Origin of the sequence: Algoriphagus halophilus, assembly GCF_900129785.1 — a bacterium.
Classification (GTDB): Bacteria; Bacteroidota; Bacteroidia; order Cytophagales; family Cyclobacteriaceae; genus Algoriphagus; species Algoriphagus halophilus.
This window is the reverse complement of the sequence record NZ_FSRC01000002.1, coordinates 434,356-448,640: the sequence shown is the minus strand read 5'-3', so window position 1 is coordinate 448,640 and position 14,285 is coordinate 434,356. Positions and strand designations below refer to the sequence as shown.

At 38.8% G+C, this 14,285-nt stretch carries 7 protein-coding genes; 6 read left to right on the top strand and 1 reads right to left on the bottom strand.

Going from position 1 to position 14,285, the window contains the following annotated elements:
• Window positions 1–43 precede the first annotated feature (43 nt).
• Together prfA and BUR11_RS13985 are read left to right on the top strand one after the other, a co-directional pair.
• Window positions 44–1,120, top strand: a complete 1,077-nt coding sequence (gene prfA, locus BUR11_RS13990; RefSeq protein WP_074225610.1) for a peptide chain release factor 1 — start codon at window positions 44–46, stop codon at window positions 1,118–1,120.
• Window positions 1,121–1,204: 84 nt separating this feature from the next.
• Window positions 1,205–1,735, top strand: coding sequence for a GNAT family N-acetyltransferase (locus tag BUR11_RS13985; RefSeq protein WP_074225609.1), 531 nt, complete (start codon window positions 1,205–1,207; stop codon window positions 1,733–1,735).
• Window positions 1,736–1,749: 14 nt separating this feature from the next.
• On the opposite strand, the gene BUR11_RS13980 is transcribed toward BUR11_RS13985, so the two are convergent.
• Window positions 1,750–4,560 (bottom strand): YCF48-related protein, encoded by a 2,811-nt coding sequence (locus tag BUR11_RS13980; RefSeq protein WP_084560981.1) that lies wholly within the window; start codon window positions 4,558–4,560, stop codon window positions 1,750–1,752.
• A 205-nt stretch (window positions 4,561–4,765) separates the two neighbouring features.
• Here BUR11_RS13980 and BUR11_RS13975 point away from each other — a divergent pair, with 205 nt between their 5' ends.
• The 4 genes from BUR11_RS13975 (at window position 4,766) to BUR11_RS13960 (ending at window position 14,275) form a co-directional block, all read left to right on the top strand.
• A complete protein-coding gene (locus tag BUR11_RS13975) occupies window positions 4,766–5,419 on the top strand; it encodes a Tll0287-like domain-containing protein (RefSeq protein ID WP_074225607.1) in 654 nt (217 codons plus the stop codon).
• 325 nt (window positions 5,420–5,744) lie between these two features.
• Window positions 5,745–8,897: a SusC/RagA family TonB-linked outer membrane protein gene (locus tag BUR11_RS13970; protein WP_074225606.1), complete on the top strand. Its 3,153-nt coding sequence runs from the start codon at window positions 5,745–5,747 to the stop codon at window positions 8,895–8,897.
• A gap of 13 nt (window positions 8,898–8,910) precedes the next feature.
• Window positions 8,911–10,770 (top strand): RagB/SusD family nutrient uptake outer membrane protein, encoded by a 1,860-nt coding sequence (locus BUR11_RS13965; protein ID WP_074225605.1) that lies wholly within the window; start codon window positions 8,911–8,913, stop codon window positions 10,768–10,770.
• A 166-nt stretch (window positions 10,771–10,936) separates the two neighbouring features.
• Entirely contained in the window at window positions 10,937–14,275 is a 3,339-nt protein-coding gene (locus BUR11_RS13960) for a VCBS repeat-containing protein (protein ID WP_074225604.1), read from the top strand.
• Window positions 14,276–14,285: the final 10 nt, after the last annotated feature.

The following is a 14,285-nucleotide window of genomic DNA, read 5'->3' as shown; positions in this document are numbered from 1 at the left end:
CATCGAATAAAAATCCCTACTTTTGCAATGCGAAAGAATAACTATGCTAGATAAATTACAAGCCCTAAAAGATCGATTTGAAGAAGTTGGCCAGCTCATTGTATTGCCGGAAAGTATGGCAGATATGAGTAAATATGCCAAACTCACCAAGGAATACAAAGACTTGGAAAAAATTGTAGAGGTCTATGATGAATACAAGTTGGTCCTTCAAAACATCACCAGTTCAAAGGAAATCCTGGATAAAGAAAAGGATCCTGATTTCCGGGAAATGGCCAAGGCTGAGATTGAAGAGTTGAAGGATAGAAAGGAAGTGTTGGAGGCAGACTTGAAGCAGTTATTAATTCCAAAAGATCCTAATGATTCCAAAGATTGTATCCTAGAAATTCGTGGTGGAACTGGAGGAGATGAAGCGGCCATCTTTGCTGGGGACTTGTTTAGAATGTATGAACGCTTTTGCGAAATGCAAGGATGGAAATTAACAGTGCTCGATTTAACCTTTGGTTCAGCTGGAGGATATAAAGAAATCATCGCTACAGTTTCTGGGGCAGATGTCTACGGAATGCTTAAATATGAATCAGGTGTACACCGAGTTCAACGAGTTCCTGCCACCGAATCACAAGGTAGAGTGCATACTTCTGCGGCTTCTGTTGCCGTGCTTCCCGAAATGGATGAAGTGGAAGTACACTTGGATATGAATGATGTTAGAAAAGACACTTTTTGTTCTTCAGGTCCAGGTGGGCAGTCGGTCAATACCACTTATTCGGCAGTTCGATTGACTCACGCACCCACAGGTTTGGTGGTGACCTGCCAGGATGAAAAGTCTCAGATCAAAAACTTTGAAAAGGCCCTGAAGGTATTGAGGTCTAGAATCTATGAGATTGAACTTGCCAAACATAATGAGGCGGTAGGAGCCCAAAGAAGATCCATGGTAGGAAGTGGGGATAGATCTGATAAAATTAGAACTTACAATTATTCACAATCTAGGGTGACGGATCATCGAATTAATAAGACCGTTTATAATCTACCAGATGTGATGGATGGGCACATTGAGGATTTTATCTCAGCATTGAGAATGGCGGAAAACCTTGAAAAAATGCAATCAACTGGGCTAGAAGATTAGCAAATCTGATTAAAGAGAATTTTTGGCAATTTTATTGTTTTTGAGATAAGCATAGTATCTTAAAGGATTAATCAAACGACTTTTATGAACATCGCAGGAGAAAGAGGAATTAACTTAGTTACATGGAATGAATCTCATTTCCATCAACTCTATCCTCTTGCCAATAATCCGAAAATTGCGATGAATTTGAGGGATAGCTTTCCGCAACCCTACACAATTCACGATGCAAGGCATTGGATAGAACATAATCAGAAGTTTAATCCACCACAAAATTTTGCCATTGAGTTCGAGGGTAGGTTGGCTGGAGCTATTGGTGCGGAACGAGGAAAGGATGAACTCAGAACCAACATGGAATTAGGTTTCTGGGTAGGGGAACCTTTTTGGGGCAAAGGAATAGCCAATGAGGCGGTGAAGTTGTATACCAAATACATTTTTGAAAAATTTGACATTCAGCGATTGTATGCCCAAATCTATGATTTCAATGGGCAATCCATGAATGTATTGGAAAAAGCAGGATATATACCTGAAGCAATCCTAAAGAAAGGGTTCATTAAAAATGGAGTAGTTGGAGATTTGTTCCAATATGTCATTGTAAGAGGAGAGCAAAATAGTTAACCCTCTAAATTCATTTACCTCACAATAATTTTTTTCACAACAGTTTTGGAATGATTTCGAAGTCGAATCAATGCCAATCCTCTAGGCAAGTCAGTAAAATAGATTTCCCTTTGACCTTCTTGGATTTCCGAATGAATAAGTTCTTTTCCGAGTGTATTCAAAACGGATACTTCTTGGTATACGGATAAATTATCTGAGGTAATTGTTAAACTTCCCTGACTAGGATTAGGATAAAAACTAAGAGAGGGATCTGGTTTGGGCTCAATCCCAGTAATAATATTCACCGTAACTTCAAGATCTCGGGCTTCTCCTTCATTGCAATTATTTTGAGGAGTGACTGTCAACATAAAATCTCCTTCCAATTGCCAATCTACTATGATGGAAGAACTGCCTTGTCCCGATAAAATGATGCCTCCATTTCCCGATATTTCCCAACGATAATCTACTCCTTCCTGTAGTTCAATGGTATAAGAGGCTTCTCCAAGTCCCACTAATTGTTCTCCTACTATAATACTTGGCTGTTCAGGAGGCGCTCCAATAATAATGGTTTTTGTAATTGGAGCTGTACCTCCACAACTATTTTCTAAAACCACTGAAAGTGTATTTGGACCCACGTTTTTCCATAGAACCTCTATTTCAGAACTGTTTTGGCCAGAAAGGATTTCTCCTCCTTCTATTGTCCAAGTGTAGGTAACCCCTTGTTCTAAAGGTACAGAATAGACTTCTGATTGATTTGTACAAACCGAACCAAGGCCTTCTATTTCTAAATCTATGATAGGTGTGGTTAATACTTCCACTTCTAAGGCAGAGGTTTCGCCATTACCACAGAAATTTTGTCGACTTACAAAAAGCCCTTGTCTCCCAGTCTTGCTCCATTTTACTTCCACTTGGGAAGTTCCTTGTCCTGAAATAATTTCACCTCCATCCACTCTCCAAACTATTTGAGATCCAGAAATGGCTTGATCATCCACTTGATAGGTGGAGTTGCCCAAGCATACACTTGTCGCTCCTTTAATTTCACTGATTCCAGGTGGGGTGCTGCAAGTATAGTTTAATATGGTGCCATCATCACCAGCAGCAAAAGCAACTAAAGATGTTCCCATACTGACTGAATTCAAATTTCTGCTTGTCCCGGTCTCAATTTGAAGCCAGGTCTCTCCTCCATCTTTGGTTTGTAGCGTCAATCCATTATCTCCTGCTATGATCCCGATATTTTCATCCCAAAAATCTATAGAGTTTAGGTTTTCTGTGATATCAGAGGGAATGATTCTCCAAGTTTTGGCCATATCCTCTGATTTTAGAATAATACCGCCATCACCAACAATTACGGCGGTACTGGAATCCACTTTTGCTAAGGCGTTTAAATGTTGCTCTCTGAGTTTTGGAAGATTTTCCCATGTATTTCCGCCATTGGTCCAACTGATCTGCCCATTCTCTCCCATGGCAAAGCCGACCTGAAAATCAAAGTAGGTAACATCTTTCAGATTTTCGTTTGTATTAGTTACAATTTCAGAATCCCATGTTCCACCTGAATTAAATGATCTAGCGATATACCCATTCGTTCCTGTTACATACAATACCGAAGGTGCAAACAAATAGAATCCAGTGATATCCTCTGGGGTATTTGCTGGTACAGGTACCCAAGAAGACCCTGAATTACTGGTTCTAAATATTTTTCCAGTATTACTGGAGACATACCCAAATCCATTATTCCAGAAAGAAATGGAAAGAATATCTGTAGTTTCAGGTAAGGACCTATTAATAATAGATGTAGCCCCATTAGTAGTTAGATATACCGTTCCTTGTGTTCCAGCGATGTACCCAACCCGCTCAGATTTGAAGTCAATAGAGCTAAAATCATTTCTATAACCCGCTAATTTGGTACTATAATTACTTCCAGCATTCCCTGAGCTGATCACATAGCCATTTTCTCCAACGGCCAACAGAACATTTGATTCAGGAATGAATTCCAACGCATTCAGGTTTCTTAAATTTCCCGAACCTAGATTCGCTTTTGAAAAAGTAGCCCCAGCATTGATAGATTTTATAGCGGTGGCTTCGGAACCAATTATCACAATAATGTTAGGATTAAGAGGGCTGAATCCAATATCCTTTAATTCATTGGTTAAACCTGAGTTTAATAAGTTCCAGCTACTCCCTCCATCCTCTGTTTTAATAATGGTTCCTTCGGAGCCTACTGCATATCCAGTTGTTTCATTAGAAAAAGTGATGGCATTCAATTGTGTGTTAACCGAGGTAGTCAGTTTTTCGAAAGAGGTACCTCCATTTATGGTTTTGAGGATAATCCCTACATCCCCGGTGACGAAACCTAAGTTTTCATCAATAAAATAAAGGTCATTTAGGTTGGCAGAAACAGAGGAGGTAATTTGTTGCCAAGAATTGCCCATGTCTTCACTTCTATATATGGTACCGGATTCCCCGATGATCAGAAGTGTATTTTCATTGATAAAAGAAACCCCATTAAGGTCCACGGGAGAAGGGCCTGCTAAAGAATTCCAAATCAAGCCTCCATCCCTGGTTATTAATAGTTCTCCAATATCTCCAACTGCAATTCCAATTTGCTCATCCCAAAATTCAAGATCATTAATTCTTGTGGTCGTGGGAATCAATTGTTCTTCCCAAGTCAGACCGCCATCTACTGTCTTGATCAATAGGTTTTCTCCGCCTGCATAGCCTACCAAATTATTAATCCAGGTAATGTCTTCTAAATCTAAGCCCCAGCTTTGCATTCTTTTCCAGCTTTGCCCAAAAAGTGAGTTTCCTATAAAAAGGCAAACTATAAGTAAGTAAAAAGCTTTACGCATAAGTGGGATGCATTGATAAAACAAAAATACGCGAATTCCTTACTTGACAAAGTGGCCTGTGCGGTATTTACTACATCTTTAATTGGAATAGATGATCCAATGACCATGATTTTCAAATTTATTTGTTTGCATATCCTAAGAAGGTATGAGGACAAACCTTCCAGATTATTTGTAGTTTTATCTGCTCTTATTTAATCAAAGTACAATGAAAAACAAGTATCTACTTCTCGCTCTCTTTTTAGTGTTGATATCCTGCGGGCCCCGTGAACGAGTTTCGAAGGAAGTATTTGATGAGGTAAATAAGACTATGGAAGTAAAACGTCTAAGTGATGCGGAAATCCTTCAAGAAGCCATGATTTGGGGAGATTCATTGACCTCAGAAGCCCAGAAGAACTTGATTTCCAGTCTTCAAAGAGCAATAGAGGAAGGAGGATTTGAACATGCCATTTCCTTTTGTAAGGAAAATGCTTCTACCATTACAGGCAGTAAGCTTCCAACAGAAGAGATCCAGTTGAAAAGAGTAGCGATTAAAAATAGAAACCCCCAGAATGTGCCTGATGCTGATGAGGCCTTGATTATAGATGCCTATGCATACAATGCGGAGAATGGAATTGATAATCAACCCAATATTCAAAAAATTGAGAATGGGGAAGTTTTTTTATATACCAAGGCAATTATGTTTCCGGGTGGTATTTGTTCCAATTGCCATGGAGATCCTGATTCGGAAATTTCCAGTGAAGTTTTTAAATCAATAAAAGAACTATATCCAGGAGATCAAGCGACTGGGTTTAAGCCAGGAGATTTAAGGGGAATGTGGTCTTTAAAGATTCCCAAAAAAGAAGTGGTAAAAAGGTTGTAAAGCCTAATTTTTTTTAAATCTCCACTGATTAAAGGGGGTTTTTCTACTCTATTTTCGATTATTTTAAAAATATTAATTATTGTTAATGATTAGTTAACAAAAAAATCATTTCATTGAAAAATCGATAATAATACTTCTTAAAATTTGTTAAAATAATCTAATGATTCTTTTAAAAGTACAAATGAAAGAGCGTTTTTGAGCTATGCAATCGATTGAATAGGATAAAATACAGTCAGTTTTCAAAAGTATTCAGTGAGATTTTGCCTAGATTTATAGGCAATATTGTTAGTTAATATTTTAATGCAACCCAAACCAATAACCGTGTATGAAAAACTCTACTCGTTTTAAGCTTTTTGGCTTAACATTTTTAATGTTTCTGGGCCTAATGGGCTCAGTTTTGGCACAGACCCGGGAGGTGTCTGGTGTCGTAATTTCAGGGGAGGACAATTTGCCACTCCCTGGGGTTTCCGTTTTAGTGAAAGGTACTACCACTGGTACTGTAACTGATATAGACGGAAAATTTAGTGTAAACATAGATGGTAATGACGCCTCATTGGTATTATCATTTATTGGTTTTACTACTCTTGAAGTTCCTGTAGGAAGTCGTTCAACTCTAGACCTTACTTTATTACCTGACACCAAATCTCTAGAAGAGGTGGTGGTAGTAGGTTATGGTGAGCAGAAGAAAGAAACGATTACAGGTTCGGTAGCTACCGTTAAAGGTAAAGACTTGGTGAAGTCCCCAGCTATGAACTTATCCAACTCTTTAGCCGGTCGTATGGCTGGTGTGGTTGCGGTAAACAGATCTGGTGAGCCGGGGTACGATGGATCCGGTATTCGAATTAGAGGTAGTAATACCTTAGGAAACAACGAAGCACTAGTTGTAATTGATGGTATTCCAGCAAGAGCAGGTGGTCTTCAGCGATTGAATCCAAATGATATTGAGAACATCTCCGTATTGAAGGATGCTTCTGCTGCCATTTATGGTTCAAGAGCTGCAAACGGTGTAATCTTGGTAACTACCAAGAGAGGGTCTTCAGGGGCTCCTGAATTGACTTTCCAGGCAAACCAAGGATGGGCGCAGCCTACCGTTGTTCCAGATTTGGCGAATGCTGCTCAGTACGCAGAAATGTTGAATGACTTGGATATCTATGCATTGCCTACTGATGAGTGGAATGCTGCTAATGAAGCGTATAAGCAAAGTGGCGAATACACCAGACCAAATGGTCAGGTTCGTTCTGCTCCATATGCTCCAAATGAGTTGGAATTGTATAGAAATGGTTCTGACCCTTGGTTCTATCCAAACACTGATTGGTATGATGCGACCTTGAAAAATTGGTCTCCTCAAAGCAGATATAACCTTCAATTGGTTGGTGGTAGTGAAAACGTGAAGTATTTGACTTCTTTGGGTTATCAAAACCAAGATGCTTATTACAAAAATGCAGCTACTGGTTACAAGCAGTATGATTTCAGAATCAACCTAGATGCGAATGTTAATAAGTATGTGAAAGTGGGTTTAGGGATTTTGGCAAGAGAGGAATATAGATTCTTCCCAACCAGAGGTGCTGGTGCTATCTTCCGTATGCAAATGAGAGGTAAGCCAAATCAACCTGCTTATTGGCCAAATGGATTACCAGGACCAGATATCGAAAATGGTGAAAACCCAGTGGTAATTACTACCAATGCAACAGGTTATGACCGTGATAAAAGAGATTACATTCAAACTACAGGTAATTTGGAAATTAAAATTCCTGGAGTGGAAGGTTTGAAATTCACTGGTACAGCAGCAATCGATAAATATATCAGATATACTAAAAGATGGGAGATTCCATGGACTTTGTATCAATTAGGAAATGGATTTGAAGATGACGGAGTAACTCCTGTTTTAGTACCAAGTAAAAGAGGTCCTGCAGAGCCAAGATTGAGAGAAGCAAACGAGAATCAATTGAATATCTTATTAGGTGGTGTACTAAGCTACGATAAGACATTTGGTGAAGATCATACCATCAACGTGGTAGCTGGTGTAAACAGAGAGACAGTTGAAGGAAATAACTTCAATGCTTTTAGAAGATTCTTTATCTCTACAGCTATTGACCAGATGTTTGCTGGTGGTGACTTGCAAAAAGACAACGGTGGTGGAGCATTTGAACGTGCTCGTTTAAACTACTTTGGTAGAGTTGCTTATAACTACAAAGAGAAATACCTAGCGGAATTCTTATGGAGAAATGATGGATCTTACATCTTCCCAGAAGATACTAGATTTGGTTTCTTCCCTGGCATCATGTTGGGTTGGGTAGTTTCTGAAGAAAATTTCTGGAAAAACTCTTTGGGTGGAACATTCGATTTCTTCAAAATCAGAGGATCTTGGGGACAATTGGGTAATGACCAGATCGCGGAATATCAGTTCCTATCTACATACGGATTTAGCTCTTACATCATCGGTGGTGCTGAGACCAAGACCTTGTTTGAAACAAGAGTTCCTAATACTTCTGTAACATGGGAAGTTGCAAACAACTCGAACTTAGGTTTTGAAGGTCAGTTCTTACAAGGTAAAGTGTTCTTCGAATTTGATTTGTTCTACAACAAGAGAACCAATATCCTGTGGCAAAGAAACGCTTCTGTTCCTCAAAGTACAGGACTTTCCCTACCTGCTGAAAACATCGGTGAGGTGGAAAACAAAGGATTTGACTTGAACTTAGGTTATAGAGGTGGTAAAGGAGAATTCCAATACTCTTTCAGTGCTAACGGAGGTTATGCGAAAAACAAGATTTTGTTCTGGGATGAGTCTCCAGGTGCTCCAGAGTGGCAGCAATCTACTGGAAGCCCAATGAATACTTTCTTGGTATACCAATATGATGGAGTATTCCCAGATCAGCAGTCAATTGATGCAGAGTCATTGGATTATACTGCAATTACCAATAACCTTCGTCCTGGTGATATGAGATATAAGGATTACAATGGTGATGGTAAAATTACTCCAGATGACCGTGTAAGAATGGATCAAAATAATATCCCAACATTCCAAGGTGGTGTGAATATTTCTGCCAACTGGAAAGGATTTGATTTGGCAATTCTATTCCAAGGCGCATTAGGTGCAAGACAATATGTAAGTGCTGGAGAATCTGGAAACATTGGTAACTACTTGTTAGATATCTATGAAAACAGATGGACTATTGATAATCCAAGCAGCACTCATCCAAGAATTGCTAACAGATCTGATCAATATTATTCCAATGGTAATACATACTGGTTCAGAAAAACTGATTATCTAAGATTGAAAAACTTGGAAATTGGATACAACTTGCCTGCTACTCTAACTGAAAAAGTTGGAATCAGAAATGCTAGAATTTATGTGAACGGTTTGAACTTAATCACTTGGGATAAGTTAAAAGTGTACGATCCTGAATCAAGCAACGCTACAGGACAATATTACCCACAAGCAAGGGTGATTAACACAGGTATTTCTGTTTCATTCTAAACAACCCGAAATAATGAAAAGAAACATAAAACATATATTCGTACTCGTTGCAGCCCTTTTTACAATTGCAAGCTGTAACAATGATTTCTTGAATACTGATCCATTAGGGGAGGTGTCCCAAGCAGCTGTTTGGACTGACCCTGCATTAGCAGAGGCTTTCGTTACAGGTATTTACCAAGGATTTGGAAATGGCGGTTTCGACGAGCAAATGCTTGCTTCTCTTACAGATGAAGCCATCTTTACCCACCCAGGTAGAGGTATCACTACTATCACAGAAGCTAGAACTAACTCAGCTGATGACGGATGGGTAAACAATACCATTTTCTGGGGTAACATGTATAGCTACATCAGAAGAGCAAATATTGCAATCGAGGAGCTTTCTGAACCTCAGTTTGCAAATGACGGAGGTATTGTAGACAGATTGTTGGGAGAAGCTAAGTTCATGAGAGCTTACTATTATCAACAATTGGCTAGATATTATGGTGGTGTTCCTATTGTGGATAGACCATATGGATTAGGTGAAGAAACCTATGAAGCTCCTCGTAATACTTGGGAAGAAACTATCAATTTCATCGTTTCTGACCTAGATGATGCTGCCTCTTTATTGGCTGGAAAGTCAATGGCTGCAGGTAGAGCTTCTGAATTAGCTGCTCTTGCCTTAAAATCTAGAGTATTGTTGTATGCAGCTAGTGACCTACATGATGGACCTACTGCATCTGCAAAATCTTCTCTTTTGGCAGGTTATTCTGATTTAGATTTATTGGCTTATCCAAGTGGAGATAGAACTCAAAGATGGCAACAAGCACAAGCTGCTGCAAAAGCGGTGTTGGATAAAGCTTCTGGTAATTTGTACGGTCTTTCTGAGCCTGTCTCCCATGAAGAAGGTATACAGAACTATATCAATAATTCACTTTCCAGAAATGGAGGAGAGAATGAATTGATCATGGCGAGATACTTCATCAATGCAAAGCAGGAAAACGGTGGACGTCAAGGCCTATTCAATGGACCAAATGGATATAATAACTGGGCAGGAAATAGCCCTGTACAATTATTGGTAGACGATTATGAAATGATGGATGGTACTAAATTTGACTGGGATAATCCAGAGCATGCTGCTAATCCATATGAAAATCGTGATGCACGTTTCTATGCGTCAATTTTGTATGATGGTGCTCAGTGGAAACCAAGATCTTCAGCAAATCAGGCGAGAGATCCACTAGGTCAAATCCAAACAGGTACTTATGAAATTACTGATGAATCTGGTAATAAAGTAACCCACTTCGGGTTAGATACTAGAAACAGCCCAATTGAGGACTGGAACGGTAGCTACACGGGTTATTATGTTAGAAAATTCATCGATCCAGATCCAGCGATTGTAGATCAGAACACTTGGCAAGAAGTTCCATGGCCAATCTTAAGATATACTGAAGCTGTATTGAATTACGTGGAAGCATCCTTGGAGTTAGGTCAGGAAGATGAAGCAAGAGCTTGGTTGAACCAGATCAGATTTAGAGTAGGTCAGCCTGCTTTAACCTCTAGTGGTGAACAGTTAATGGAGGATTACAGAAACGAACGTAGAATCGAAATGGCTTATGAAGAACAAAGATATCATGATGCACGTCGTTGGATGATTGCAGAAGAGACTTTGGGAAGAAAAGCGAACACGATTAGTATTACAGGTACATTGAAACCTGGAGTGACCAACTCCTTGTATAGATATGATCCTGAAATCTATAACTACGTTTACAAGGTAGTTCCTATCGATCCAGGAAAAGAAAACAGAACTTGGTTAGATAAAATGTATTATATCCCAATTCTAAGGGATGAATTAAACAGAAACACACTTCTGGTACAAAATCCAGGATTCGAATAAGTTTCAAAAATTCCAAGCCACCTTTTTTAGGTGGCTTGGTTCTTTAATTTGGTTTTGAAATCAAGCATAAAGACAATTATGCGTAATTGGATATCAACTATTTTTTGCAAGATTCTAACTTTATGCCGTCAGGCAAATATGGCCTCTGAAAGACAGCTATTAACTCATGAAAAAATTAGTTCCCTATCTTACCCTAATATCCCTATCCATTTTTTTTTCTTGTTCCAATAATTCAGAAGTCGAGCAATTAGAAGAACCAACTGCACCCCCTCTTTTTAAACTAATAAATTCAGCCGATTCAGGGATTAATTTTCAAAATACCCTGAATGAATCTCTTAATCTCAATGTCCTGATGTACGAATACCTCTACAATGGAGGTGGAGTTGCTGTAGGAGATTTGAATGGAGATGGGTTCGAAGACATTTACTTCTCCGCCAATGTTTCGGGAAATCAACTCTACCTGAATAAAGGAGGGTTTAAATTTCAGGAAATCTCAAAAATTTCTGGAACGGAAGGAAGACCAGGACCCTGGAAGACAGGGGTCACTTTTGTGGATATCAATGGAGATAAACAGTTGGATATTTATCTCTGTTATTCGGGCAATTTGAGGCCCGATAAACGGAAAAATCAATTATTTGTCAATCAGGGAAACGACGAAAATGGGATTCCTATTTTTAAAGAAATGGCTGAGGAATATGGAATTGCATCTGGTTCTCCTAGTACTTCAGCAAGCTTTTTCGATTTTGACCGAGATGGGGACTTAGACCTATTCTTATTAAATCACAATACGAAATCAACTCAGATCCTCGACATTTCTGTGACCAAAACCGCTTTAAAGCAAAAGCATGAAGCAGGACCTCAGCTTTTTGAAAATCAGAATGGAAAGTTCCTAGAAATCACAGAGAAAGCTGGTATTTCAAGTTCCAGTTTATCTTATGGCCTTGGACTTGCCATATCAGACATTAATAGAGATGGCTGGCCAGACATTTACATTGGGAATGATTATACCATTCCGGATTACTTATATATCAATCAAAAGGACGGGACATTTAAAGATCAAATTCTGGAAATGATGGATCATGTTTCCAACTTTTCCATGGGGAATGATATCGCTGATATTAATAACGATGGATTAGTAGATGTCATGACTTTGGATATGATGCCAGAAGAAAATACACGTCAAAAATTATTGTTGGCTCCTGATAATTATGAAGTTTTTGACTTGAATGTGAGAAAAGGATTTCACCATCAATACATGCGTAATATGCTGCATGTGAATAATGGTGATGGCACTTTTTACGAAATTGGTCAAGTGGCGGGAATATCTAATACTGATTGGAGTTGGGCCAGTTTGTTTGCTGATTTCGATAATGATGGGTGGAAAGATCTATTTGTAAGTAACGGGTACTTGAGAGATTACAATAATATGGATTTCTTAAAGTACATGGACAATTACGTTCAGACTTCAGGCGGTAAGTTGAAAAGAGAGGATTTGTTGAATATGGTAAAGAATATGCCTTCCTCCAATTTGACAAATTACATTTACAGAAATAACAGAAATCTAACTTTTGAAAATGTCACCCAAGAATGGGGGCTAAATCAACCTGCTAATAGTAATGGAGTAGCCTATGCTGACCTGGATAATGATGGTGATTTAGATTTAATCGTAAATAATATCAACTCGAAAGCTTTTGTTTACCAAAACCTCTCTGTTGAAAAAGACCAGACAAATTACCTTCAAGTGAAGCTAGTTGGGGATGATCAAAACTCTCTTGCATTGGGTGCTTCGGTTAAACTCTATAGTCAAGGAAAAACACAGTTTCTGGAACAAAACATTCACCGAGGCTTTCAATCCTCTGTAAGCCCGATCTTGCATTTCGGTTTAGGGAATGTTTCTAAAGTAGATTATCTAGTAGTTACCTGGCCAGATGGAAGGGAGTCAACTGAAATCAATGTACAGGCAAATCAGCAATTAGTCCTCAACCAATCTGAGAGTGGAAAGTCTTCCAATTCAAGTACTTCTACTCCTGCTAGTATTTTTAAAGCTTCGAATACTTTTGAAATTCCTCAAGGAAAACAAATCAATGATTTTAAGAGGCAGCCACTTTTAACCAATCAGATTTCAGGTAATGGGAAAGCTTTTGTAGCACAGGATTTCAATGGAGATGGACTAGAGGACCTTTTCGTAGGTGGTGGAGTTGGAATTAGTGCAAGGCTCTATTTCCAAAGTCAATCAGGAAGCTTTAACAAAGTCGATTCCTCTGCATTTGTAACTGCAAGAGATTCTGAAGATTCTGATGCGATTGCATTTGATGCGAACGGAGATGGGTTTTTGGATTTGTATGTAAGTAGCGGAGGAGTATTCGATTTTACAGAATCCGACTCTCGATTAGCTGACCGTTTATACCTCAATGATGGGAAAGGTAAGTTCACCCTTTCACCCAATGCTTTGCCTGATGATAACTTTGCAACAGGCACGGTAGTCGCATTTGACTTCAATCAAGATCAAGCCTTGGATTTGTTTGTAGGCGGCAGGGTTGTTCCAGGTCAATATCCTTTATCTCCTGGATCTAAACTATTAATCAATGATGGAAGTGGCATGTTTTCGAATCAAACTTCTGGTATGGCTCCTGAATTCATGGAATTGGGGATGGTGACTGATGCAGAAGTGGCGGACTTGGATCAAGATGGCTTCATTGAATTGGTGGTTGTGGGAGAAGCAATGCCAATAAAAGTTTTTGGAATTCAGTCAGCTACAATCTCTGACAAAACTTCAGATTTCTTTGATCAACAAGAAGTTGGTTTTTGGAATAACTTAACCATTGATGATTTTAATGGGGATGGCCAGATGGATATTTTTGCGGGGAACCTTGGATTGAATTCCCAATTGAAAGTTTCTGACCAAGAACCGGCGGAGCTCCTTTACAAGGATTTTGATGGAAATGGTTCCATCGATGCTCTATTGAGTTCCTATATTGGATCAGAACGATATCCTACCATTAGTCGAGATGAATTATTGGGGCAGGTTAATTTTTTGAAAAAGAGATATCTGGACTTTAAATCATTTGCCTCTGTAAAAACAGATGATATTTTCACAGTCCAGGAAAGGGAGGGGGCGAAACAAATCTACATTAATCGATTGAAATCGACCCTATTTGTCAGAAGCAGTTCTGGTAAATTTGTAGAAAATCAATTACCTATCCAGGTTCAGTTTTCTCCTGTATTCACCAGCACTTTTGCGGATATCAATGGGGATGGTAACAAAGACCTGATCATTGCTGGCAATATGAATCAGACTAAGCTGCGTTATGGAAAGTATGACGCAAACCATGCGATGGTTTTTTTAGGAAATGGAAAAGGTGATTTTACTTATCTAGACAAAATAGTTTCTGGAATTTCTGAAAAAGGAGATATCAGGAATAGTCAGATTTTCGATCATAAATTGCTTTTTTTAGTAAAAGATAAGGGGATCGTATCCTATTCTTTCCTTTCGTCAAAAGATTGAATGTATTTAC

Excerpts from the sequence above, each read along its gene's own strand:
- BUR11_RS13980 (WP_084560981.1), bottom strand. The coding sequence starts at position 4,560 with ATGCGTAAAGCTTTTTACTTACTTATAGTTTGCCTTTTTATAGGAAAC.
- BUR11_RS13960 (WP_074225604.1), top strand. The coding sequence starts at position 10,937 with ATGAAAAAATTAGTTCCCTATCTTACCCTAATATCCCTATCCATTTTT.
- BUR11_RS13985 (WP_074225609.1), top strand. The coding sequence starts at position 1,205 with ATGAACATCGCAGGAGAAAGAGGAATTAACTTAGTTACATGGAATGAA.
- BUR11_RS13975 (WP_074225607.1), top strand. The coding sequence starts at position 4,766 with ATGAAAAACAAGTATCTACTTCTCGCTCTCTTTTTAGTGTTGATATCC.
- prfA (WP_074225610.1), top strand. The coding sequence starts at position 44 with ATGCTAGATAAATTACAAGCCCTAAAAGATCGATTTGAAGAAGTTGGC.
- BUR11_RS13970 (WP_074225606.1), top strand. The coding sequence starts at position 5,745 with ATGAAAAACTCTACTCGTTTTAAGCTTTTTGGCTTAACATTTTTAATG.
- BUR11_RS13965 (WP_074225605.1), top strand. The coding sequence starts at position 8,911 with ATGAAAAGAAACATAAAACATATATTCGTACTCGTTGCAGCCCTTTTT.